Here is a 23,553-nt window from a genome sequence, read left to right on the forward strand (position 1 = left end):
TGACTCGGTAAAATTTTCCGTACTTCGTGGTATTGGTTGGCCATTGCAATCAGAACACAAAAGCTCCCGCCTGCTTGGCCCGATCAGAGATCAGGCAAGGCAGTTGGGCCGGGCGCGGTACCTGACGGCACCGCGCGGTTGCTCTGAATATCAGAGGATTTTCTGACCTGTCTTGGCCCAGTCAGCCAGAAAAGTTTCCAGACCCTTGTCGGTCAGGGGATGATCAGCCAGCTTCTTGATTACGGCGGGCGGCGCCGTGATCACGTCGGCGCCGATGCGGGCACTGTCGGTTACGTGGTTCACCGTGCGGATCGAAGCAGCGAGGATTTCGGTTTCATACCCGTAATTGTCATAGACCTGACGGATATCGGCGATCAGGTCCATTCCATCGAGATTGATGTCGTCCAGACGACCAATGAAGGGCGAAATGAAGGTTGCGCCAGCCTTGGCCGCCAGAATCGCCTGATTGGTCGAGAAACACAGGGTCACGTTGACCATCTGACCTTCGTCGGTCAGCGTCTTGCACGCTTTCAGGCCGGCCCATGTCAGCGGCACCTTGACAGCGATATTGGGGGCGATCTTTGCCAGTTTACGGCCTTCGGCAATCATGTCCTCGGCTTCGATTGCGACCACTTCGGCCGAGACCGGCCCGTCGACCAGATCACAGATTTCCTTGGTCACTTCCAGAATGTCGCGACCCGATTTCAGGATTAGCGAAGGGTTGGTGGTAACACCGTCCACCATGCCCAGATCGTTGAGCTCGGCAATGGCGTCGATCTCGGCTGTGTCTACGAAGAATTTCATGAGGGCAGTCCTTTGATGGGTTGGCCTTGGTTGCGGATGCCTTTACCTCAAAGAAACACCTGCCGAAACCCCTGCCAAGGAAAGGCGCGCATTGAGCAGTCAGGAGTATTTCGACCAAGGCGAACTGGTGGCGGTCCTGACCACCCAGCCGCTGGACCGGACGCTGGACTACAAAGCGCCCGAGGGCGGGTGCTTTCTGGGTGCCTTTGTCGAGGTCCCCTTGGGGCCGCGAAAGGTGTTGGGCGTGGTCTGGGGGCCAGGGCAGGGGGGCTTTGACCTCAGCAAGGCCCGGTCGGTGATCCGGGTGCTTGTGGTTGCACCGATGCGCGAAGAGATGCGCGTGTTTCTGGGCAAGGTGGCCGACTACACGCTGACACCGATGCCCGCGATGCTGCGGCTGGCGACCCGCGCGCCGGGATTGGGCGACCCACCATCGATGCGCAAGATATATCGGTTGGGTAAGGGTGAACCTGACCGGATGACCGACGCACGGACCCGCGTGTTGGAGGTCTTGCGCGACTATGGCGGGCTTGCCTTTACGCTGAAGGAACTGGCCGAGCAGGCAGGGGTGACATCCTCGGTTGTCAAAGGGTTGGTGAAACAAGGCGCAGTAAGGGAAGAGGACAGTCCACGTGATCTGCCTTATCCGCATCTTGATCCGGATTTGCCGGGGAAGGATCTGACCGAGGATCAGGCAGAGGCGGTGGCGCGGCTGCAAGCCGGGCAGCGGACAGGCGATTATGGCACGACCCTGTTGAAAGGCGTCACCGGGTCCGGCAAGACCGAAGTGTATCTGGAAGCCGTGGCCGAGGCGCTGCGAATGGGGCGGCAGGCGCTGGTTCTGTTGCCCGAGATTGCCCTGACCGCCGAGTTCCTGACCCGGGTCGAGGCGCGGTTTGGCGCACGTCCGGCGGAATGGCATTCAGGCGCGACCATGACTGAACGCCGTCGGGTTTGGCGGATGGTCGGTCAGGGAGATGCGCAACTGGTTGTGGGCGCGCGGTCGGCCTTGTTTCTGCCGTTTCGCAATCTGGGTCTGGTCGTTGTCGATGAAGAACACGATACTTCGTACAAACAGGAAGATGGCGTGCATTACAGCGCACGCGATATGGCTGTTCTGCGGTCGGCCATCTGTGGCGCGCGCGTCATTCTGGCCAGCGCGACGCCGTCGCTGGAAAGCTGGGCAAATGCCGAGGCAGGCAAATATGAGCGGCTGGACCTGACCGCGCGCTTTGGAGAGGCAGTACTGCCTGAGATGAAGCCCATCGACATGCGGGCCGAACAGATGCAGCCGGGGACGTGGATTTCTCCGTCTTTGCGGCAGGCCGTGCGGCAACGCATCGAGCGGGGCGAGCAGTCGCTACTGTTCATCAATCGCCGTGGCTATGCGCCGGTGACCCTGTGCCGGGCCTGTGGAGAGCAGATCGCGTGCGATCATTGCGATGCGCGGATGGTCGAGCACCGGTTCCTGAAGCGCCTGATGTGCCACCAATGCGGCGAAACCAAACCGATGCCCGAAGAATGTCCGTCCTGCGGGGTCGAAGGCAAACTGGCACCAGTCGGGCCGGGGATCGAACGGCTGGCTGAAGAGGCTGAGGCGACATTTCCCGAGGCGAAGATCGCCATGCTCAGCTCTGATCTTTTCGGCTCGGCGCGGGCGCTGAAGGCAAAGATCGAAGAGATTGCTCAGGGTGATGCAGATATCGTCATCGGTACGCAGCTGGTGGCCAAAGGGCACAACTTTCCCAAACTGACGCTGGTGGGGGTCATCGACGCCGATCTCAGCCTGCACGGCGCGGACCTGCGCGCGGCCGAGCGGACATTCCAGTTGATGCGACAGGTGGCTGGCCGTGCCGGCCGCGCGGATAAACCGGGTCAGGCGTTGTTGCAGACCTTCCAGCCTGAGCACCCTGTGATCCGGGCGATCCTGTCGGGTGACGAAGAAGGATTCTGGAAGGCCGAAGCCGCTGGGCGTCAGGCGGCGGGTGTTCCTCCCTTTGGCCGTATGGCCGGGATCGTCCTGTCCGGCCCCGAGGTCGGCCCGGTTTTCGACATCGGCAACGCCATGGCGCGCAATGATGCGCCCTTGCGCCAAATCGGCGCGCAGGTTTTCGGCCCGGCCCCGGCGCCGATTGCACGCATCCGGGGGCGGCATAGGGTTCGCCTGCTGGTCAAGGCGCCCAAGGGCGCACCAATTCAGGACGCCATTGCACGCTGGATCGCACCGTTGCGTCTGAAAGGTGACATTCGCCTGACGGTGGATATCGATCCGCAGAGTTTCTACTGACGTCTGCATTCACGCAGGGTGGCTGTGCACGGTGTGCTTCCCCCTCGCCAAAGCCGGAAAATGGGCGTAGACGGAGTCCCATGCTGAAACCCATGCCGCTTTCCGAGGCGCAGAGCCTTCCGTTCTGGCGCCGACCTGTGACGCTCCTGTTCGTGATGGCGCTGACCATGCCCATCGCCTTCAACGCGTGGAGTGCGCTGTTGAACAACTTTGTCATCGAGGTGGCGAGTTTCGATGGCGCGGATATCGGCCTGCTTCACACGGTGCGGGAAATCCCCGGTTTTCTGGCCGTGGGTGTGATTGCGGTGATCATATTCATCCGCGAACAGGTGTTGGCGATGATCTCGCTGATGATGCTGGGGGTGGCCACCGCTGTGACCGCGTGGTTCCCCAGCCTTGGCGGGTTGCTGTTTGTCACGCTCTTCAGCTCAATCGGGTTTCACTATTACGAAACGGTAAACCAGTCTTTGCAGCTGCAATGGCTGCCCAAGGATCGGGCTCCGCAGGTATTGGGCTGGCTGGTGGCCATGGGTTCGGCAGCTACGGCGGTTGTGTATGGCCTGATTGTGCTAACCTGGGATCGTTTCGATCTGTCGTATAACTTCGTGTTCATGGCTGCAGGCGGGGTTACAGTGCTGTTGGCCCTGTTCTGCCTGATCGCCTATCCGCAATTTGATGCGCCCACGCCGCAGACAAAGAAAATCGTGCTGCGCCGCCGCTACTGGCTGTATTACGCACTGCAGTTCATGGCCGGGGCACGGCGGCAGATCTTTGTCGTGTTTGCGGGCTTCATGATGGTCGAGAAATTCGGGTTCGAAGTGCACGAGTTGACCGGCCTTTACCTGATCAACCTGATGATTAACATGATGGCCGCACCGCTGTTGGGCAAAGCGGTTTCGGTGTTCGGTGAACGCCGTACGCTGATCTTTGAATATGCCGGTTTGGCTATCGTCTTTGCAGCTTATGGCGGTATTTACTGGTTTGGCTGGGGCGTGGTTCTGGCGGCGACTTTGTATGTGATCGATCATGTGCTGTTCGCGCTGGCCTTGGCGTTGAAGACCTATTTTCAGAAGATCGCCGATCCGGCTGATATCGCGCCGACGGCTGCAGTCGCGTTCACGATCAACCACATCGCCGCCGTATTCCTGCCTGCCTTGCTGGGTTTGTTATGGGTGGTCTCACCCGGTGCGGTCTTTGCCTTGGCTGCCGCCATGGCGATGGTATCGCTGGCCCTGTCCCTGCTGATCCCGCGCCACCCGGAGCCGGGCAACGAGACCATCCTGTCGAAATACGCCCCGGCGCCTGCGGAATAGGCGGCACGGCTTGACCTCGGTTGCCCATGGCCCTAGGCGCTGTGGCAACTGAGACAGGAGGCCCCCATGCCCACATTCACCGCGCTTACCACTCTGACCGGCAAAAAGGCCGCCGAAGGTCTGGGCGAAGCGATGGAACGTCTGGACCCGGAACCCACCGGCGTTGGCGTGTTCGAGGTCGAAGACGGATCGGGCCTGTGGGAGGTCGGCGGCTATTTCACGGAAGAACCGGATCAAACCGCGCTGGCCGTACTGGCCGCCGCGTTCGAAGCCAAGCCGTTTGTGGTGTCCGAGCTGCCCGAAACGGACTGGGTCGCCCACGTACGCCGAGAGCTGGCCCCGGTCGAGGCCGGGCGGTTCTTTGTCTACGGCAGTCACGACGCCGACAAGCTGCCCGAGGGGCGCATCCCGTTGCTGATCGAGGCTGCGATGGCTTTTGGTACCGGCCACCATGGCACGACACTGGGCTGCCTCAAGGCATTGGACCACCTGCTGAGTGGCGGTTTCACGGCATCCAAAGTGGCCGATATCGGCTGCGGTACCGCCGTTTTGGCAATGGCTGCCGCGCGCGTCTGGGATGGAGATATCATCGCCAGTGACATCGATCAGGTGGCCGTAGACGTTGCCGAGGCAAATTTGCGCGCAAACGGGATGGAAGGGACCGTCCGGTGCATCGAAGCGGCCGGGTTCGATCACCCGGATTTGCAGTCCAATACCCCCTATGACCTGATTTTCGCCAACATTCTGAAAGGGCCTCTGATCGCGCTCGCCCCCGAAATTGCGCAGAACCTGCGCCCCGAAGGATACGCGATCCTTTCGGGAATCCTTAACGAACAGGCGGCTGAAGTCATTTCCGTTTATTCCGAAAATGGCGTCAATCTGGTCGATAAGGGTGAGATTGGTGAGTGGACAACGCTGGTTTTAAGGAAAGAAGGCTTAATTTAGGTCGTTTTGAGGAGCTTTGTGGTTTTTTGCCCCTCTTTTGACGCATTCTCTGTCTACCGTCCTAGATTCGTAGGGGGGCGGTTTTCGGAGGCTGCCATGACAGGGAAACAACTGGAATTCGACCAGCGCGTGAGTCGCCTGGCAAAGAAACATCAAAAGATGAGCCGGGGCTATCGCACCCAGATGCGCCCGGATGGTCTGGTGGTGATGAAACCGCAACGTGTGCGGTCGGCGATCCCGATGCGGTTTCTGGTCTTGTGTGTTTTATGCTTTTTTGCCTTCAAGGCATTTTTGATGGCCAGTCTGGGCACAACATCCTACGAGGCGCGGGTCTCGCGGCTGAATGATGGAACGTCAGTCGAAAAGGCAGGGGCATGGGTGATGCAGACCGAGCCGGTATCGGGCTTTTTGGCGGCCCAGTTGGGCAAAGTTCTGCCCTGAACCTAATAACTGTCCGGAGATAATAAAACACCGCGTGCCGAATAGCCCGCGGTGTTTCAGTAGCCCCTTGTTGCAGGGCAACTTTGTGAGTGGTGCGTTTAGTGGCGGCCTTCGGCCACGATATCAATATCGCCGCGGCACAGGCCGATATCATCCAGTTCGCGGTCAGTCAGACCGTTCAGCGCGTTGCGGGTTACGCGGGCATCGTTCCATTCAACAACGGTGTTTACGACCGATGCAAAAATTGCGCCGATACGGCCAACGAGGCCGAACGAGCCAGTGGTGGTGCGGGTGGTGTCCAGTGCAGCCATATCCTGTTTCCTTCTGGTTTGTGTCAACGTTTCGATCTTGCGATCTGACGGGCATCTAGTGATGTCATTTTTGTTTCACAAGAGATGAAAATGCATGTGTCCTATGCGATTTTTGCAAGGCTCGCCGAGGGTTAAGACCCCTTAATTTATTGGTAAATTGATCTTCATAAACTTGGTCGGATTCAGGATATTCCATGTCGGGAAGTGACCGGTTTTGTCGCGTTGGAACAACCCGTGTCGTTTTTGCCCTCGTGTCAAATTGCTTGGAAAATGTTCATGTTTCGTGCTAGTGCATGAAAAAAGTCACAAAACCCGAGCAGGCCGAGGCAAAAAATGCGGATTCTGGGCATTGATCCGGGGCTGAGAACCCTGGGATGGGGCGTCATCGAATCGCATGGCAGCCGATTGAGTCACGTTGCGAACGGGCTGTGCCACTCGGACGGGGACGATCTGGGCGAGAGGCTGCTGTCGCTGCACAATCAGATTGTCGAAGTGATTGCCGCGCATCAGCCCGATCAGGCCGCCATCGAACAGACCTTCGTGAACAAGGACGGGGCGGGGACGCTCAAGCTGGGTCAGGCCCGGGGTGTTGCTTTGCTGACACTGGCGAAAGCCGGCTTGCCGGTGGGCGAGTATGCTCCGAACCGGGTCAAGAAAACAGTTGTGGGTGTCGGTCACGCCGAAAAGGAACAAGTCCTGCATATGGTAAAGCTGCAATTGCCGGGATGTCAGCCCAAGGGGGCCGATGCTGCAGATGCGCTGGCGATTGCGATCTGTCACGCCTATTACGGCAAGGCACAACAAACGCGATTGAAAGAGGTGCGGGCATGATCGGAAAACTGACCGGCAGGCTGGATTATCGGGCGGCGGATCACATTCTGATCGATGTTCGTGGTGTCGGATATCTGGTCTACTGCTCGGATCGGACGATGGCCGCGCTTCCGGGGGTGGGCGAAACCGTCGCCCTATATACCGACATGGTCGTGCGCGAAGATCTGATGCAGCTATACGGATTTCTTTCGCTGGTCGAAAAGGAATGGCACCGGCTCTTGTGTTCCGTGCAGGGGGTGGGCGCCAAGGTTTCTCTGGCCATTCTGGGGGCGCTGGGGCCGGATGGTGTCAGCCGGGCCATAGCGCTGGGTGACTGGGGTGCGGTCAAGGCGGCCAAGGGTGTCGGGCCCAAGACGGCGCAGCGGATTGTGCTGGACCTCAAGGACAAGGCGCCGGGTGTCATGGCGATGGGTGGCACGGTTGCCGAGGCCATGGACGGACCCGCGCCGGAAGTTGTTGAGGTGGTGGATGCGGCCCCGGCCCCAAGGCGTGCGCCGCAACCGGCGTCTGGTAGCGCTGCGGCCTCGGCTGGCGCGCTTTCGGCCCTGTCTAATCTGGGATACGGTCCGTCCGATGCAGCCTCGGCGGTGGCCGAAGCTGCGGCCAATCTGCCGGATGCGGGCGAGGCGGACCTCATCCGCGCTGCGCTGAAACTTCTGGCTCCGAAAGGTTGAGTGATTGATGGTTGACGCGGACCCCGCCCTGAGACCCGAGCCGCTGCCTGAAGACAATGATCGCGCGTTGCGTCCGCAAGGGCTGGATGAATTCATCGGACAGGCCGAGGCGCGCGCTAATCTGCGGGTCTTTATTCAATCCGCTCGCAAGCGGGATGAAGCGATGGATCACACGTTGTTTCACGGCCCGCCGGGATTGGGCAAGACCACGCTGGCGCAAATCATTGCGCGCGAGCTGGGGGTGAATTTTCGCATGACGTCAGGGCCAGTTCTGGCCAAGGCGGGCGATCTGGCTGCGATCCTGACCAACCTCGAGGCGCGCGATGTTCTGTTTATCGACGAGATACACAGGCTGAATCCGGCAGTGGAAGAAGTCCTCTATCCCGCGATGGAAGATTTCGAACTGGATCTTGTAATTGGCGAGGGTCCGGCGGCCCGGACGGTAAGGATCGAATTGCAACCGTTTACCCTGGTTGGTGCCACCACGCGGATGGGTTTGCTGACCACTCCCCTTCGGGATCGGTTCGGCATACCGACACGGTTGCAGTTTTATACTGTCGACGAATTGCACGAGATCGTCACCCGAAACGCGCGCAAGCTGGGGGCGCCTGCCGACGATGAAGGTGCGCGTGAGATTGCACGCAGATCACGCGGAACACCCCGGATCGCTGGTCGTTTGCTGCGCCGGGTCGTGGACTTTGCCGTGGTCGAAGGCGATGGCCGGATAACGCGCGAGCTGGCGGATGGGGCACTGACGCGGCTTGGCGTTGACAATCTTGGTCTGGACGGAGCGGATCGGCGGTACTTGCGCCTGATCGCAGAAAACTACTCCGGCGGCCCGGTCGGTATTGAAACGCTGTCTGCTGCCCTGTCCGAAAGCCGGGACTCGCTGGAAGAAGTGATTGAGCCCTTTTTGCTTCAGCAAGGGCTGATCCAGCGAACGCCGCGCGGGCGCATGCTGGCGCAAAAGGCTTGGGCGCATCTGGGTATGGCAATGCCCAAGCGGCAAAGCGATCTCTTTGGTTGAAGCGGCGCGCCGAAGATTTTATGCCTCTGGCGGGAATATTTGAGGCAAGAGGAAGCAACGTGACACCGGAAGAGATTGAGGCGCTGTTCACGCGCGAAAGCGGTGAGTTTCTGTTTGCCCGCTGGGGGCGGCCAATCGTGCCGATCGTTTTTGGGGTCGAGGATCAGACGCTATCGGTCGTCAAAGGCGCCTTTGAGGCGGTGGTGGCGCTGGCCGGGCACAAAATGGCCGAAACTGATCCGGAACTGGGGGCCAACTGCATGGTCTTCTTTTTTCGTGAATGGCAGGAGCTTCTTGAGGTGCCCGATCTTGATCGCCTGATCGCGGATCTTGGGCCTTTGGTTGAACGTCTGATCGAGGCAAAGGCCAATCAGTATCGCGTGTTTCGGTTTGACGAAGTTGGCGCGATCAAAGCGGCCTTCGTATTCCTTAAGATGGATGAAGAGCTGTCGAAGATTCCGGCCGAGACGCTTGCTCTGAGTCAGGTTGTGCAGACCGTTCTGCTTTGGAGCGATAGCGCATTTCGTGAAAAGTCTCCTCTGGCGGTTGCGGCGGACACGACTGTTCTGCGCCCGGATATCGCAGCGTTAATTCGGTCCGCATACGATCCGGTCTTGCCAGCCGTGGCCCATGACGCTTCACATGCATTGCGTCTGTTTGCCCGTTTGGAGCGTCCATAGTGAAACACACCTTCCCGATCCGCGTGTATTACGAAGACACCGATATGGGCGGGGTCGTCTATCACGCGAATTACCTTCGGTTCATCGAACGCGCCCGGTCCGATTGGGTGCGCAATCTGGGTAATGACCAGAACGCCATGCGCGAGACGGGGATTGTCTGGGTCGTGCGTAAGGTCGAGGCCGAATATTTGGCCCCGGCAAAATTCGACGATGAGTTGATTGTCGAGACCGAGGTGGTGTCGATGTCCGGCGTTCGGCTGACGATGGCGCAACTGGTCCTGCGGGGTGAGACCGAGATTTTCCGAGCCACTGTGACGGCGGTTTGCATCAACAGCGAGGGCAAGCCGATCCGCCTTCCGGCAGAGATTCGCGCATTGAAGTAACAATTTGGCCCATGGGGGTGGTTCTGTTGGCTTTTCGGCCCAATCTGCGTTAGCGTTCGGCAAAACAAGGCTGAATGAACGGCCATCAGGCAAAAAAGAGCAGGTTTATGGAAGCTGAAACGCTGGCGCTGGCGCAGGAGATCGATTTCTCCATGTGGGGGCTGTTTGCCCGCGCAACCTTTATCGTGAAAGTGGTGATGCTGATCCTACTGATCGCATCCTTCTGGTCCTGGGCCATCATTGTCCAAAAACTGATCAACTACCGCGCCGCGCGGCGTGAGGCGCAGAACTTTGATGAGAGCTTCTGGTCCGGTAATCCGCTGGATGAGCTGTTTGAACAGATTGGCACTCAGCCCGATGGCAGTTCGGAAAAGATTTTTGCTTCTGGCATGATCGAATGGCGACGATCACATCGGAACGATGGCGGCATGATCGCCGGGGCGCAGGCGCGGATCGACAGGTCGATGGATGTTGCCATCGCAAAAGAGGCCGAGACTTTGCAAAAGGGTCTGCCAGTATTGGCGACAGTGGGCTCGACCGCGCCGTTTATCGGACTGTTCGGTACGGTCTGGGGCATCATGAACGCGTTTATCGAGATTGCCGAGCAGCAGAACACTAATCTGGCTGTCGTCGCACCGGGTATTGCCGAGGCTTTGCTGGCTACTGGTCTTGGTCTTTTGGCGGCCATTCCGGCGGTTATCTTTTACAACAAGCTGAGCGCGGACAGTGATCGCATCGTCGCGGGGTATGAAGCCTTTGCCGACGAATTTGCCACGATCCTGTCGCGTCAGTTGGACGGCTGACATGGGCGCGGCGGTACAGCAGAACGGGGGCAACGGACGCCGGCGTGGCAGGCGGCGGGGCCGGGCGCAGCCAATGGCCGAAATCAACGTGACGCCATTTGTGGACGTCATGCTGGTGCTGCTGATCATTTTCATGGTGGCTGCACCTCTGTTGACGGTCGGTGTTCCGGTCGAGTTGCCCAAGACGGCGGCAAATGCGCTGCCCGGTGATAACGAAGAGCCGCTGACCGTGACGCTGACCGCCGATGGCCGCGTGCAGATCCAGACAACGGATGTCGCGCGCGAAGATTTGATTGGCAAACTGCGCGCAATTGCGGCTGAACGAACAAGTGACAGGGTGTTTTTGCGCGCCGACGGCGCCATCCCTTATGCGCAGGTGATGCAGGTAATGGGGGCGCTCAATTCGGGCGGGTTTTCCAATGTGGGTCTGGTGACAGATACGGGCGGGCCGACGCTGGACGAAGGTGGAGAGTGAGGCCGCGATTTGCAGACCGGCACCAAGATCTCGGCGATTGCCCATGTGACACTGGTCGGATGGGCGCTGTTTGGCGGTACGTTCCGATCCGAACCGCTGCCGTTCGACACGCAGGATGTATCCGTGATTTCGGCTGAGGAATTTGCGGCGATGACTGCGGCCCAGCAGGTGCCGGATGTGACGAATGCGCTACCTGACCTGCAACAGCCCCCGGAACCTGCCGAGGACGTGAATGCGCCGCAACCGGTGGAGGACGAACAGTCCCGTCCCGATCCCGTGGTTCCCGCCGAACCTGAGCCGGAGGTCGAACCCGAGCCGGTTGTGGCACCCCCTGAACCGGAGGTGATTGACCAACCCCCGGCGTTGGATGAGCCCGACACTCAGGTGGCCGCCCTTCCGGTTCCGCCCGGTCCCGAGGCCAATCCTCGCCCAGCTGACAAAGTCGCACCGCAGCCGGTTGCCCCGCCACCGCCGGATGTGAAGCCGGATGATGTGGAAACCCCTCCGGTGTCACAGGACGAAGGGGCCGAGACGCAGCAGGATCAGCAGGAACAGACCGCGCCCGAGGAAGCAACGGATCAGATCGTGACCGAAGCCGAAGAAAGTGATGATCTGGCCCCTGAACGCTCGCCGCGCCCGCAGGTTCGTCGACCGCAACCTCCGGCACCTGCCGAAACCGAAGTGGCAGAGGTGCCGGTAATCGACACGAACGACGCGGTGAGAGCGGCTTTGGAGGGGGAAGCAACACAGCCCGAAGCCGAACCTTCAGGCCCGCCGCTGACTGGCGGCGAAAAAGACGCGCTGCGCGTCGCGGTTTCGAATTGTTGGAATGTTGGCTCTCTTTCGACGGACGCGTTGAAGACAACCGTGGTTGTCAGCGTTGCAATGAACCGTGACGGCACCCCGATCAATGAGAGTATTCGTCTGCTCAGCAGCTCCGGCGGATCATCCGGGGCCGCACAACAGGCGTTTGGGGCAGCGCGTCGCGCAATTATTCGGTGCGGTGCAAAAGGATATGACCTGCCTGCTGACAAATTTGCTCAGTGGCAGGATATTGAAATGACATTCAATCCCGAGAGGATGCGGATCAAATGATGAAATTTCTGACCAGCCTCTTTGTTGGCATGACGCTGTTGATGGCTCCGGCCTATGCACAAAACACGCCGCTTCGAATTGAGATAGACGAGGGCGTGATCGAGCCGCTGCCTTTCGCGGTGCCCAGTTTCGTCCCTGACGGCCCGGCGGCAACGCAATATGCCAACGATATTTCCCGGGTCATCGCAGCGGACCTGACCGGAACGGGACTGTTTCGCGAAATATCATCAGATGCATTCATCAGCCGTGTCAGCAGTTTCGACGCGCCGGTTCAGTTTGCAGACTGGAAGGCCATCAACGCGCAGGCTCTGGTCACTGGCGCCGTCAACGTCTCGGGCAAGCGCCTGACGGTTCGGTTCCGGGTATGGGATGTCTTTTCGGGTCAGGAGATGGGAGACGGGCTGCAATTTGCCGGAACCACTGATGGCTGGCGTCGGATGGCCCACAAGGTGGCCGATCAGGTCTATAGCCGGATCACCGGCGAAGGGGGCTATTTCGACAGCCGCGTGGCCTTTGTTTCGGAGAGCGGGCCGAAGGATCAGCGGCGCAAGCGGCTGGCGATCATGGACTATGACGGGGCAAACGTTCAGTACCTGACCGACAGCGCAGCAATCGTTCTGGCGCCCCGGTTCTCACCCTCTGGCGACCGGCTGCTGTACACCAGCTATGAAAGTGGCACGCCACGCATTTATGTTCTGGATGTCGGACGGGTGAAGCGGCAGGTTCTGAACACACAGGAAGGCACGATGAGCTTTTCGCCACGGTTCTCGCCGGACGGCCGCTCGATCGTTTATTCGCTGACGCAGGGCGGAAATACCGACCTGTGGAAAATGGATCTGGCATCCGGTCAGAGCACGCGCCTGACCAACACGCCGGCGATTGAAACCGCGCCAAGCTATTCGCCGGATGGAACGCAGATCGTGTTTGAAAGCGACCGTTCGGGAACGCCGCAGCTTTACATCATGTCCGCCAACGGAGGTGAGGCGACCCGCATCAGCTTTGGTCAGGGGCGCTATGGAACGCCGGTCTGGTCACCGCGTGGTGATCTGGTGGCCTTTACCAAGCAGAATCAGGGTCGGTTCCACATCGGCGTGATGCGCACGGATGGCAGCGAGGAACGCTTGTTGACGGCCTCGTTCCTTGACGAAGGGCCAACCTGGTCGCCCAACGGTCGGGTCATCATGTTCTCGCGGGAAACACAGGGGGCAAGCGGACGGTCCTCGCTGTATTCGGTGGACATCACCGGACGGAACTTGCGACCTGTACGAACGCCGGATGGGGCCAGCGACCCCTCGTGGTCGCCATTGCAGAATTGATCTGGCCCGGTGACCGGCAGCGTTCACAAGGTCCGGTCGCTGTGATAGAGAGAGGCCAATAACAAATCGAACACGAGGCATTGGAATGAACGTATTGGGCAAAATAGCTGCTCTGGGCGCGCTGACGCTGATCGCCGCCTGCAGCAACAACGATCCATCCGGACTTGGCGGAGGCGGAACCGGCAGTGGCTCGGTCGTGCCGGGCTCGCCCAGCGATCCGCGCTCACCCGCCTATTTCCAGCAGGCGGTCGGTGATCGGGTTCTGTTTCAGGTGGATCAGTCGACGCTGACGGCACAGGGGCAGACGACCCTTCAGGGGCAGGCCGAGTGGCTTATGGCGAATCCCGATTTCAACGCGACCATCGAAGGGCACGCGGATGAACAAGGCACGCGGGAATACAACCTTGCCCTTGGCGCTAGGCGTGCAAATGCGGCGCGTGAATACCTGATTTCGCGCGGTGTTGCTGGCAACCGCCTTCAGACCATCAGCTATGGCAAGGAACGCCCGATTGAGATTTGCAGCACCGAGGAGTGCTATTCCAAGAACCGTCGGGCCGTGACTGTGCTGACGGGTTCAACGACGGGGTAACAGAATGCGAATTGCAGGTTTGGTTCTGGCGGCGGTCATCGCGACCGCTGGCGTTGCGCAAGCGCAGGATCAGCAGACACTGGCGGATATCCGTCAGGAGCTGACAATTCTGCATGTCGAAATTCAGCGTCTGAAGCGCGAGTTTTCGACCACTGGTTCACCGGCGCCAAACCTGTCCGGCGATACCGTTCTGGAACGGGTGAACACCATCGAGGCCGAGTTGCAGCGCCTGACGCGCCAGACAGAGCAGATGAACCAGCGTATCGAGAACATCGTGGCCGATGGAACCAACCGGATTGGCGATCTTGAGTTCCGGCTGGTTGAACTTGAAGGCGGTGACCTGAGCACGCTTGGCGAAACCTCGACGCTGGGTGGCGGCGATGCGCCCGTAGTGGCGGCAAATCCCTCGAACCCCGCGCAACCCGCCAGCGATGAACAGGGTGAGCTGGCGATTGGCGAGCGGGCAGATTTTGATGCGGCTGCAAAGGCTTTGGCAGATGGAGATTTCCAGTCGGCGGCAAACATGTTCACGCAGTTTGACACCTCTTATCCCGGTAGCCCTCTGGCGCCCGAAGCCCACCTGAAACGGGGGCAGGCTTTGGAAGGTCTGGGTGACACGCGCGAAGCGGCGCGGGCGTTCCTTGCCAGTTTTACAGGCGCATCGGAAGGTCCGGTAGCGCCTGAGGCACTGTATGAACTTGGCGCGGCACTTGGGCGGTTGGGTCAAACCGATCAGGCCTGCATAACGTTGGGCGAGGTTGGGGTTCGCTTCCCGACGTCGACTTCGGTGGCGGATGCGACGCAAGAAATGGCATCCTTGGGCTGTTCTTGACCTTACAGGCAGAAACACTTCGGGCCGAAATTCGGGCGCGGCTTGCCTCGGTGTTACCAAAACGACTGGGTGTGGCCGTCTCTGGCGGCGGGGATTCCGTTGCCTTGCTGTGCCTGATCACAGGTATCGCGAATGAGGAAGGCACCGAGGTTCTGGCGGCGACCGTTGACCATGGGCTGCGGCCCGAATCCGCGACAGAAGCGGCATCGGTGGCTGAACTCGCCGCGCGGCTGAATGTTCCACACGAAATCCTGAATTGGGGCGGATGGGACGGATCGGGAAACTTGCAGGATCAGGCCAGACGCGCCCGGTATCGGTTGCTTGCTGACTGGGCAGATCGCAACAGAATCGATGCCATTGTGTTGGGACACACCGCCGATGATCAGGCCGAAACGGTGTTGATGCGGCTGGGGCGTTCGGCCGGTGTCACCGGTTTGGCGGCCATGCCTGTTACGCGTCTTCAGGACGGCGTGCAGTTGTTGCGTCCGATGCTTGGAATTACGCGCGCCCGTCTGCGCGCCTTTCTGAAGTCTGAGGGTATTGGATGGGTCGAGGATCCTTCGAATCAGGACACCAGATTTGACCGGATAAAGGCGCGCGAGGCGCTGGCCGGGCTCGCGCCGCTGGGAATTACCGCTGAAACACTTTCACGCGTCGCCGACAATCTGACACAAGCCCGTGAAGCTTTGGAGCAGTTTGCGCAGGAATCCGCACGCAAGGTAACGCAGGTGGATGCAGGCGATGTGTTGGTTGACGTCGATGGCCTTGCCGGGTTGCCGGACGAAATCGTTCGGAGGTTGATCGCTGGAATCGTTTCATGGATGGGCCGTAAGGAATATCCGCCACGCAAGGGCGCAGTCGAGCAGGCCATAGCGTCGGTGCGCAACGGAGAGTCAGGCGTATTCGGTGGCTGCGTGTATGTGCCTGCCAACGGTAAAGTGCGGTTTTGCAGGGAATTTAACGCGGTTCGCGATGAAATCTGTCGCTCCGGGCAATGCTGGGATGGCAGGTGGATTGTGACAGGTGCAGGACCTGACACCGCCCGGGTGAAAGCTTTGGGAGAAGACGGGTTGCGCCGCATTCCGGACTGGCGTGAAACCGGAAGGCCAAGGGCCGCGCTGATTTCCACTCCGGCTGTCTGGGACGGAGAGGAACTGCTGGCCGCACCGCTGGCCGGATTTCCCAACGGCTGGCGGGCCGAAACCCATGCCAAAGCCGAAGAGTTCTACGCATCGCTTTTATCGCATTGAACCTGCCTCAATCATCTCTATTTTAAGGGATAACCCGGCAGTCCCCTTAATTGCCGAAACGTTTTGGGAGAATTTCCTTGGGCAACGCTCGAAATATCGCCTTCTGGGTCGTCTTGTTCCTTTTGATCCTGGCACTGTTCAACCTGTTCAGTGGCACTGGTGGAACGCTCCAGAGCCATGAAAGAACCTATTCTGATTTTGTCAGCGCGGTGGATGCGGGCGAAGTCAAGAATGTGACGCTGGACGGCGAACAAATCCGGTATCGAACCAATGACGGCAAGGACTACGTGACCATCAAGCCGACCGATGCCGAGGTAACGAAACTGCTGATCGACAAGGACATCCCCGTTCGGGCCGAAAAGCAGCAGCAATCGGGGTTCCAGTCCTTCATCATCACTTTGCTGCCCTTCCTGCTGCTGATCGGCGTCTGGGTCTATTTCATGAACCGGATGCAGGGCGGCGGCAAAGGCGGCGCGATGGGCTTTGGCAAGTCCAAAGCGAAAATGCTGACCGAAAAGCATGGCCGCGTGACCTTTGATGACGTCGCTGGGATCGACGAAGCCAAGGAAGAGCTGGAAGAGATCGTCGAATTCCTGCGTAACCCGCAGAAATTCTCGCGTCTTGGCGGCAAGATTCCCAAAGGCGCACTGCTGGTTGGCCCTCCGGGTACTGGTAAGACGCTGCTGGCCCGCGCGATTGCGGGTGAGGCAGGTGTGCCGTTCTTTACCATTTCGGGCTCGGACTTTGTCGAAATGTTCGTCGGTGTCGGTGCGTCGCGTGTCCGCGATATGTTCGAGCAGGCGAAGAAGAACGCGCCCTGTATCGTGTTTATCGACGAAATCGACGCTGTGGGCCGCCATCGTGGCGCAGGCTATGGCGGTGGTAACGACGAACGTGAACAGACCCTCAACCAGTTGCTGGTCGAGATGGACGGGTTCGAGGCGAACGAAGGCGTGATCATTTTGGCGGCCACCAACCGCAAGGACGTTCTGGACCCCGCGCTTCTGCGTCCGGGCCGGTTCGATCGTCAGGTCACTGTCGGCAATCCCGACATCAAGGGCCGCGAGAAAATTCTGGGCGTCCACGCCCGCAAGACGCCCTTGGGCCCCGACGTCGATCTGCGCATCATCGCGCGCGGCACGCCGGGTTTCTCGGGTGCTGATCTGGCCAACCTCGTGAACGAGGCCGCGCTGATGGCTGCACGTGTTGGCCGTCGCTTTGTCACCATGGAAGATTTCGAGAACGCGAAAGACAAGGTGATGATGGGGGCCGAGCGCCGCTCAATGGTGCTGACACAGGACCAGAAAGAAAAGACCGCCTATCACGAAGCGGGCCACGCTGTTGTTGGTCTGGTTCTTCCCGAATGCGATCCGGTCTACAAGGCAACGATCATCCCGCGCGGTGGTGCGTTGGGTATGGTGGTTTCCCTGCCTGAAATCGACCGTCTGAACTGGCACAAGGACGAGTGCGAACAAAAACTCGCCATGACTATGGCAGGCAAGGCCGCCGAGATCATCAAATACGGTGAAGACCACGTCTCGAACGGCCCGGCGGGTGACATTCAGCAGGCAAGCCAGTTGGCGCGCGCTATGGTGATGCGTTGGGGTATGTCCGACAAGGTCGGCAATATCGACTATGCCGAAGCGCATGAAGGATATTCCGGCAACACGGCGGGCTTCTCGGTTTCAGCTCATACAAAAGAGCTGATCGAAGAAGAGGTCAAAAACCTGATTCAGCAAGGGTATGAACGCGCCCACAAGATTCTGACCGACCACAATGAAGAATGGGAGCGTCTTGCGCAGGGTCTGCTGGAATATGAAACCCTGACTGGCGATGAGATCAAACGCGTTATGAACGGCGAGTCGCCCGGCGATGGTGATGACGAAGGCGACAAGCCGGATGAAGGCAGCGCGCCAAGCGTAACCGCCATTCCCAAGACCAAGCCCAAGAAGGCACCGCCCGAAGGCGGGATGGAGCCTGAACCGACGGCCTGATCCAAAAGACCCGGGAATTCCCGGGTCTTTTTACTTTTCAATCCTTTGGTACCGACTATTAGTATCGCGGTGATCATCGAATGGAATGAGGGACCGCATGCCGGTGTTGCGTGAAACGGAATTCTCGGGCGAAGTTGTCTGGCTTGGACATGTCCCACATGGACAATCGTTGCGCGCGACACCTGTTGATACGCTGGAACTGGATTTCCCGGGCGATCGGGGCGCCCGGCACGAAGGCGTCAATCGCGCTTCCTGCGTGCGTGTGAAAAACCTTTACCCGGTGGGGACCGAAATCCGGAATGTCCGCCAGCTTACGGTGTTGTCGGCAGAAGAACTGGATGTAATCGCTGCCGAGATGGGGCTGGACCGGCTTGAACCGGCGCTGCTGGGGGCAAGCGTCGTCGTGCGGGGAATACCCGATTTCACCCATATCCCGCCATCGTCCAGGTTGCAGGCATCGGGCGGTCTGACTTTGACCGTGGATATGGAAAACCGCCCCTGCGTCATACCCGGCCGCGAGATCGAGTCGGTTTCACCGGGATACGGTGCAGCATTCAAACCGGCAGCCCAAAATCGTCGGGGCGTCACAGCCTGGGTTGAACGCCCGGGCGCGCTGGCACTTGGTGATGCATTGGCTTTGTATGTGCCGGATCAGCGAAACTGGGCGCCATAGTGCTTTAATCCGATGGATTAGAACACACCGAATCGAGGCGACGCCGCTTCACGGCATGATTATGTCGGAATCTATATCCATCTCAATTGTACACAACGGTATGGATTGCACAGCGCCGACGCTGCGCGTCGGTTTTGCACGGAATTCAACCAGGGACCCTGCCCAATGAGCTACAAATCCGACATCGAAATCGCCCGCGAGGCGAACAAGAAGCCGATTCAGGAAATCGGCGCAAGAATCGGCATCGAATCCGCGGATTTGCTGCCCTATGGCCATGACAAAGCAAAGGTCAGCCAGGACTTTATCAACTCGGTTCAGGACCGCAAAGATGGCAAGCTGATCCTTGTGACCGCGATCAACCCGACCCCGGCAGGTGAAGGTAAAACCACCACCACCGTTGGTCTGGGCGACGGCCTGAACCGCATCGGTAAAAACGCGATGATCTGTATCCGCGAAGCCTCGCTTGGCCCGAACTTCGGCATGAAGGGCGGCGCTGCAGGTGGCGGTTACGCGCAGGTTGTTCCGATGGAAGAGATGAACCTGCACTTCACAGGTGACTTTCACGCCATCACCTCGGCCCACTCGCTGCTGTCGGCAATGATCGACAACCACATCTACTGGGGTAACGAGCAGAAGATCGACATGCGCCGCGTCGCATGGCGCCGTGTGGTCGACATGAACGACCGCGCCCTGCGTCAGATCACTTGCTCGCTGGGCGGTGTATCGAACGGCTTCCCGCGTGAAGCAGGTTTTGACATCACCGTGGCGTCCGAAGTCATGGCGATCCTGTGCCTGGCAAACGACCTGAAAGATCTGGAAAAGCGCCTGGGTGACATCATCGTAGCCTACCGCCGCGACAAGACCCCGGTCTACTGCCGCGACATCAAGGCTGAAGGCGCTATGACCGTTCTGCTGAAGGACGCGATGCAGCCGAACCTGGTGCAGACGCTGGAAAATAACCCGGCCTTCGTCCACGGTGGTCCGTTCGCGAACATCGCGCATGGCTGTAACTCGGTCATCGCGACCAAGACCGCTCTGAAAGTCGCCGACTATGTCGTGACCGAAGCCGGTTTCGGTGCCGATCTGGGTGCTGAGAAGTTCATGAACATCAAGTGCCGCAAGGCGGGCATCGCCCCGTCGGCCGTGGTGCTGGTCGCCACCGTGCGCGCGATGAAGATGAACGGCGGCGTTGCCAAGGCCGATCTGGGCGCGGAAAACGTTGATGCAGTTGTCAGCGGTTGCGCCAACCTTGGTCGTCACATCGAGAACGTCAAATCGTTCGGTGTGCCGGTTGTTGTTGCCATCAACCACTTCGTCACCGACACGGATGCCGAAGTTAAGGCCGTCAGCGACTACTGTGCGGAACATGGTGTCGAAGCGATTCTTTCGCGTCACTGGGAACTGGGGTCGGAAGGCTCTGCAGATCTGGCTCATAAGGTTGTCGAGCTGGCCGATGCAGGCACCGCGAACTTCTCGCCGATTTACCCGGACGACATGCCGCTGTTCGAAAAGATCGAAACCATTGCCAAGCGCATCTACCGTGCTGATGAAGTTCTGGCCGATGCCAAGATCCGCAACCAGCTGCACGAGTGGGAAGCAGCAGGCTATGGCAACCTGCCGGTCTGCATGGCGAAAACCCAATACTCGTTCTCGACCGATCCCAGCCTGCGTGGTGCACCCACCGGCCACTCGGTTCCGGTGCGTGAGGTTCGCCTGTCCGCAGGTGCAGGTTTCATCGTGGTTGTCTGTGGCGAGATCATGACCATGCCCGGCCTGCCGCGTATACCGGCTGCTGAAACCATCTGCCTCAATGACGCAGGTGAGATCGAGGGCTTGTTCTAAGCCGCTGAATACGACATCTCGTGGTCCGGGGAATCCCCGGGCCATGAGGAGACCGACATGCCCACTCTGACACCTCCGCAGGATTGCGCCACGATGCGGGAACTGCGGGTTCAGATCGACAAACTTGACCGGCATCTGATCGACATGCTGGTTACGCGCGCAGGTTACATCGACCGCGCCGCTGAGTTGAAACCGGGTGAGCGTCTGCCAGCCCGTATTCCGGAACGGGTCGAACAAGTGGTGCAGAATGTTCGCGCCAGCGCGGGCGAGGCGGGGATGGACCCCGACTTGGCCGAAAATCTCTGGCGAATTTTGATTGACTGGTCGATTGCGCGTGAAGAACGTGTGATCGGCGCGGACTGAACGACCGGGCGCGATGATCGCGCCCGATCAGCTTTTGAAAGAAGGGATCAATGGATGGTAGCCCAAGTCATCGATGGTAAGGCCTTTGCGGCCAAGGTGCGCGCCCAAGTGGCGGATCAGGTTGCGAAACTGAAAGAAGAAAACGGCATCACGCCGGGCCTTGCCGTGGTTCTTGTTGGTGAAGACCCCGCAAGCCAGGTCTATGTTCGTTCCAAGGGCAAGATGACCGTCGAAGTCGGTATGAACTCGTACGAACACAAGCTTGATCCTGAGACCTCGGAAGAGGATCTGCTGGCGTTGATCGACAAGCTGAACAATGATCCGGCGGTCCACGGCATTCTGGTGCAGCTGCCGCTGCCCAAGCATCTGAACGAAGATCTGGTGATCAATTCCATCGACCCGGCCAAGGATGTCGATGGATTCCATATATCGAATGTGGGTCTGCTCGGTACCGGCCAGAAATCGATGGTGCCCTGCACGCCGCTGGGCTGCCTGATGATGCTGCGTGACCACCACGGTTCGCTTTCCGGTATGGATGCGGTTGTTGTGGGACGTTCGAACATTGTTGGTAAGCCGATGGCACAGCTGCTGCTGGGTGACAGCTGCACGGTAACCATCGCGCATTCGCGCACCAAGGACCTGCCCGATGTTGTCCGTCGCGCCGACATTGTTGTCGCTGCCGTTGGGCGCCCCGAGATGGTGCCGGGCGACTGGATCAAGGAAGGCGCCACCGTCATCGACGTCGGCATCAACCGGATCGAGCGTGATGGCAAGAACAAGCTGGTTGGCGACGTTCACTACGAAAGCGCTTCGCAGGTTGCCGGCGCAATCACACCTGTTCCTGGTGGTGTTGGTCCGATGACCATTGCCTGCCTGCTGGCCAATACCCTGACGGCCTGCTGCCGTGCCAACGGCCTGCCTGAACCCGAAGGTCTGACGGCCTGAGTAATACACCGGGCCGCAATTATTGCGGCCCGGTGAAGCCTGCCGCGCGCAGCCATCGCGCTTTTCACCCGAGACCACGTGAATTTACCGTCGAAAAACTCGGCTGGTTCCGTAGTGAGGCCAACAAACGGTTTTCTTGCATTCCATTGAATGTTATACAGAATTTCCGGTCGAGCAATTGGTGCTGTAACGGTTCCCGAAGATTTAGACCGGCAATCGGGAAGGTGGTTAGCAATTTTGGCATGCGGTCAAAACTGAAATCAATTTTGTTTGTACATGGTCCACTCAGGCTGGTTTCCGGTTTAGTTTTTGTATTTTTGCTCAGCTACGCCGTGCCGCCGTTTCACCATGTGGAACTTTCCTTTGGGTGCCGATTCCTGTTCTGGAGCTGCGTGATGCTCTTGGCGGTAGTGGTGACGTGGACATCCGGGGATTTGGTTAAACGGCGATGGGGTAATCTGAAGCAGGTCGCTCAGGACCTGACATTTGCCGTATTGATTGCCGTTTTGTTTACGCCGTTGCTTTGGGCGTTGGTTTCATTGCTCCTGACATACGAAGGTTTGGCCCGTCCTGCGTTTTTGACCGTTGCGCCTTATGGCGCCTTGTTTGCGGCGGGCTTGTTGTTGATTCGGCGGGGCGAAGCATATGCGCCGCGTGAAGATGTCGAAATCCGACCGCGTATGACAAAGCGGTTACCGGCGTCCTTCAATGGCGAAATCTACCGGCTGACGGTTCGTGATCACAACGTGGACATCGTCACCTCGGACGGAACATTTACCATTCGCTCAAGGTTCACAGACGCAATTGACGAAATGGAGCCGATGCCGGGGCATTGCACGCACAGGTCCCATTGGGTGACTGAGGCCGCGATCGTCGGGGCAGAGCGTGCGGCAGGCAAAACTCATCTGCGTTTGAAAAACGGTGATCTTGTTCCTGTCAGCCGGAAGTACCGACCGATGTTGGAACAGGCGGGCGTGTTGTAGATCAGCGCGGCATGGGAATGGCGCGGGGTTGCGCACCGGTCAGAATGGCCACCGCGTTGGATTGCATAAGTTTGGACAGCACCGGTTCTGAACTACGCAGGCTTCCGGTATAGGTGCCGTATGCTGGCAATATCAGCCGATTGTCGTCGACCAGAAAGGCCGGGCGACTGATGGATCGACCACGGGTCCGGACGCGCGCCTTGGGGTGATAGTGTCCCGACACCTCTGCCGTAGTACCGGGTTCCGCGATGTGCCGGAAAACCAGACCTTCGCATTTCCACTCGGCCAAATGCGTCCCGCCAAGCTCAACCGGGCCGGGATCATGATTGCCTTCGATCCATATCCATCGCCGCCCCGCCTGTAGAGCCGAAATCTGCAACCTCTCAGCCTCGGGGATAGCAGTCGAGGCGATGAGGTCGTCAAAGCTGTCGCCCAGACAGATCACCGTTTCGGCGCCCGTGCGCTCGATGTCATCAGAAAGCCGGTTCAGTGTGTCGCGGCTTTCGTACGGGGGCAGCGATGGGCCGCCCCTGCGTGCGATACGTTCGGATTTTCCAAGATGCAGATCCGAGACACACAGCGTCGACTGACCGGGCCACCAAAGAGCGCCCGAGCCGAGCGCACACAGCCGCGTTTCCGCAAAAGAAAAATCCCATCCGTTCATGTTACGTTCTTTGCTGGTTTCGACTGTCTTTTC

Annotated in this window: 25 protein-coding genes; 22 read left to right on the plus strand and 3 right to left on the minus strand. The window is 59.2% G+C overall.

Annotated features, from left to right (window positions below; translation table 11 throughout):
• Window positions 1–150: 150 nt before the first annotated feature.
• Window positions 151–804 carry a fructose-6-phosphate aldolase gene (gene fsa / locus ACR0D6_RS12610; protein WP_480765749.1) on the minus strand — a complete coding sequence of 218 codons (654 nt, stop codon included), beginning with the start codon at window positions 802–804 and terminating at the stop codon, window positions 151–153.
• Window positions 805–895: 91 nt separating this feature from the next.
• Here fsa and ACR0D6_RS12615 point away from each other — a divergent pair, with 91 nt between their 5' ends.
• The 4 genes from ACR0D6_RS12615 to ACR0D6_RS12630 all read left to right on the plus strand — a co-directional run bounded on the left by ACR0D6_RS12615 (window position 896) and on the right by ACR0D6_RS12630 (window position 5,790).
• Entirely contained in the window at window positions 896–3,091 is a 2,196-nt protein-coding gene (locus tag ACR0D6_RS12615) for a primosomal protein N' (RefSeq protein WP_480765750.1), read from the plus strand.
• 80 nt (window positions 3,092–3,171) lie between these two features.
• Complete coding sequence (locus ACR0D6_RS12620) at window positions 3,172–4,404, plus strand: MFS transporter (protein WP_170651382.1); 1,233 nt, start codon at window positions 3,172–3,174, stop codon at window positions 4,402–4,404.
• Between the two features lie 66 nt (window positions 4,405–4,470).
• Window positions 4,471–5,349, plus strand: a complete 879-nt coding sequence (locus ACR0D6_RS12625) for a 50S ribosomal protein L11 methyltransferase (protein WP_480765751.1) — start codon at window positions 4,471–4,473, stop codon at window positions 5,347–5,349.
• Between the two features lie 96 nt (window positions 5,350–5,445).
• Window positions 5,446–5,790, plus strand: coding sequence for a hypothetical protein (locus ACR0D6_RS12630; protein ID WP_480765752.1), 345 nt, complete (start codon window positions 5,446–5,448; stop codon window positions 5,788–5,790).
• 98 nt (window positions 5,791–5,888) lie between these two features.
• Here ACR0D6_RS12630 and ACR0D6_RS12635 read toward each other — a convergent pair whose 3' ends face one another.
• A complete protein-coding gene (locus tag ACR0D6_RS12635; protein ID WP_170651385.1) occupies window positions 5,889–6,101 on the minus strand; it encodes a DUF1127 domain-containing protein in 213 nt (70 codons plus the stop codon).
• Between the two features lie 333 nt (window positions 6,102–6,434).
• On the opposite strand from ACR0D6_RS12635, the gene ruvC reads away from it, so the two are divergent.
• The 18 genes from ruvC to ACR0D6_RS12725 all read left to right on the plus strand — a co-directional run bounded on the left by ruvC (window position 6,435) and on the right by ACR0D6_RS12725 (window position 22,856).
• Window positions 6,435–6,932: a crossover junction endodeoxyribonuclease RuvC gene (gene ruvC, locus ACR0D6_RS12640; RefSeq protein ID WP_480765753.1), complete on the plus strand. Its 498-nt coding sequence runs from the start codon at window positions 6,435–6,437 to the stop codon at window positions 6,930–6,932.
• Window positions 6,929–7,606: a Holliday junction branch migration protein RuvA gene (gene ruvA / locus ACR0D6_RS12645; protein WP_480765754.1), complete on the plus strand. Its 678-nt coding sequence runs from the start codon at window positions 6,929–6,931 to the stop codon at window positions 7,604–7,606. The genes ruvC and ruvA overlap by 4 nt, the downstream gene beginning before the upstream one ends.
• 7 nt (window positions 7,607–7,613) lie before the next feature.
• Window positions 7,614–8,633 carry a Holliday junction branch migration DNA helicase RuvB gene (ruvB, locus tag ACR0D6_RS12650; protein WP_170651388.1) on the plus strand — a complete coding sequence of 340 codons (1,020 nt, stop codon included), beginning with the start codon at window positions 7,614–7,616 and terminating at the stop codon, window positions 8,631–8,633.
• 59 nt (window positions 8,634–8,692) lie between these two features.
• Complete coding sequence (locus ACR0D6_RS12655) at window positions 8,693–9,313, plus strand: hypothetical protein (protein ID WP_480765755.1); 621 nt, start codon at window positions 8,693–8,695, stop codon at window positions 9,311–9,313.
• A complete protein-coding gene (gene ybgC / locus ACR0D6_RS12660) occupies window positions 9,313–9,696 on the plus strand; it encodes a tol-pal system-associated acyl-CoA thioesterase (protein WP_480765756.1) in 384 nt (127 codons plus the stop codon). The genes ACR0D6_RS12655 and ybgC overlap by 1 nt, the downstream gene beginning before the upstream one ends.
• Before the next feature lie 107 nt (window positions 9,697–9,803).
• On the plus strand, window positions 9,804–10,499 hold the full coding sequence (gene tolQ, locus ACR0D6_RS12665; RefSeq protein WP_170651392.1) for a protein TolQ: 696 nt from the start codon (window positions 9,804–9,806) through the stop codon (window positions 10,497–10,499).
• A gap of 1 nt (window position 10,500) precedes the next feature.
• Complete coding sequence (gene tolR, locus ACR0D6_RS12670) at window positions 10,501–10,974, plus strand: protein TolR (RefSeq protein WP_480765757.1); 474 nt, start codon at window positions 10,501–10,503, stop codon at window positions 10,972–10,974.
• Between the two features lie 9 nt (window positions 10,975–10,983).
• Window positions 10,984–12,069, plus strand: a complete 1,086-nt coding sequence (locus tag ACR0D6_RS12675; protein ID WP_480765758.1) for an energy transducer TonB — start codon at window positions 10,984–10,986, stop codon at window positions 12,067–12,069.
• Window positions 12,066–13,385, plus strand: a complete 1,320-nt coding sequence (gene tolB, locus ACR0D6_RS12680) for a Tol-Pal system beta propeller repeat protein TolB (RefSeq protein ID WP_170651395.1) — start codon at window positions 12,066–12,068, stop codon at window positions 13,383–13,385. Before ACR0D6_RS12675 ends, tolB begins: the two co-directional genes overlap by 4 nt.
• 85 nt (window positions 13,386–13,470) lie before the next feature.
• Window positions 13,471–13,974 (plus strand): peptidoglycan-associated lipoprotein Pal, encoded by a 504-nt coding sequence (gene pal / locus ACR0D6_RS12685; RefSeq protein ID WP_170651396.1) that lies wholly within the window; start codon window positions 13,471–13,473, stop codon window positions 13,972–13,974.
• 4 nt (window positions 13,975–13,978) lie between these two features.
• Complete coding sequence (ybgF, locus tag ACR0D6_RS12690; protein WP_480765759.1) at window positions 13,979–14,806, plus strand: tol-pal system protein YbgF; 828 nt, start codon at window positions 13,979–13,981, stop codon at window positions 14,804–14,806.
• On the plus strand, window positions 14,803–16,056 hold the full coding sequence (gene tilS, locus ACR0D6_RS12695; protein ID WP_480765760.1) for a tRNA lysidine(34) synthetase TilS: 1,254 nt from the start codon (window positions 14,803–14,805) through the stop codon (window positions 16,054–16,056). Before ybgF ends, tilS begins: the two co-directional genes overlap by 4 nt.
• A 77-nt stretch (window positions 16,057–16,133) precedes the next feature.
• Window positions 16,134–18,050, plus strand: a complete 1,917-nt coding sequence (gene ftsH / locus ACR0D6_RS12700; protein WP_170651399.1) for an ATP-dependent zinc metalloprotease FtsH — start codon at window positions 16,134–16,136, stop codon at window positions 18,048–18,050.
• Between the two features lie 97 nt (window positions 18,051–18,147).
• Window positions 18,148–18,723, plus strand: a complete 576-nt coding sequence (locus ACR0D6_RS12705; RefSeq protein WP_480765761.1) for an MOSC domain-containing protein — start codon at window positions 18,148–18,150, stop codon at window positions 18,721–18,723.
• A gap of 165 nt (window positions 18,724–18,888) precedes the next feature.
• Window positions 18,889–20,565: a formate--tetrahydrofolate ligase gene (locus ACR0D6_RS12710; RefSeq protein ID WP_480765762.1), complete on the plus strand. Its 1,677-nt coding sequence runs from the start codon at window positions 18,889–18,891 to the stop codon at window positions 20,563–20,565.
• Between the two features lie 57 nt (window positions 20,566–20,622).
• Window positions 20,623–20,928, plus strand: a complete 306-nt coding sequence (locus tag ACR0D6_RS12715) for a chorismate mutase (protein ID WP_480451155.1) — start codon at window positions 20,623–20,625, stop codon at window positions 20,926–20,928.
• 54 nt (window positions 20,929–20,982) lie between these two features.
• Window positions 20,983–21,873 carry a bifunctional methylenetetrahydrofolate dehydrogenase/methenyltetrahydrofolate cyclohydrolase FolD gene (gene folD / locus ACR0D6_RS12720; protein WP_480451154.1) on the plus strand — a complete coding sequence of 297 codons (891 nt, stop codon included), beginning with the start codon at window positions 20,983–20,985 and terminating at the stop codon, window positions 21,871–21,873.
• 395 nt (window positions 21,874–22,268) lie between these two features.
• Window positions 22,269–22,856: a LytTR family DNA-binding domain-containing protein gene (locus ACR0D6_RS12725; RefSeq protein WP_480765763.1), complete on the plus strand. Its 588-nt coding sequence runs from the start codon at window positions 22,269–22,271 to the stop codon at window positions 22,854–22,856.
• Between the two features lies 1 nt (window position 22,857).
• On the opposite strand, the gene pdeM is transcribed toward ACR0D6_RS12725, so the two are convergent.
• Window positions 22,858–23,520: a ligase-associated DNA damage response endonuclease PdeM gene (pdeM, locus tag ACR0D6_RS12730; RefSeq protein WP_480765764.1), complete on the minus strand. Its 663-nt coding sequence runs from the start codon at window positions 23,518–23,520 to the stop codon at window positions 22,858–22,860.
• Between the last annotated feature and the right edge of the window lie 33 nt (window positions 23,521–23,553).

The sequence above is a fragment of the Ruegeria sp. BJ6 genome (genome assembly GCF_056537885.1).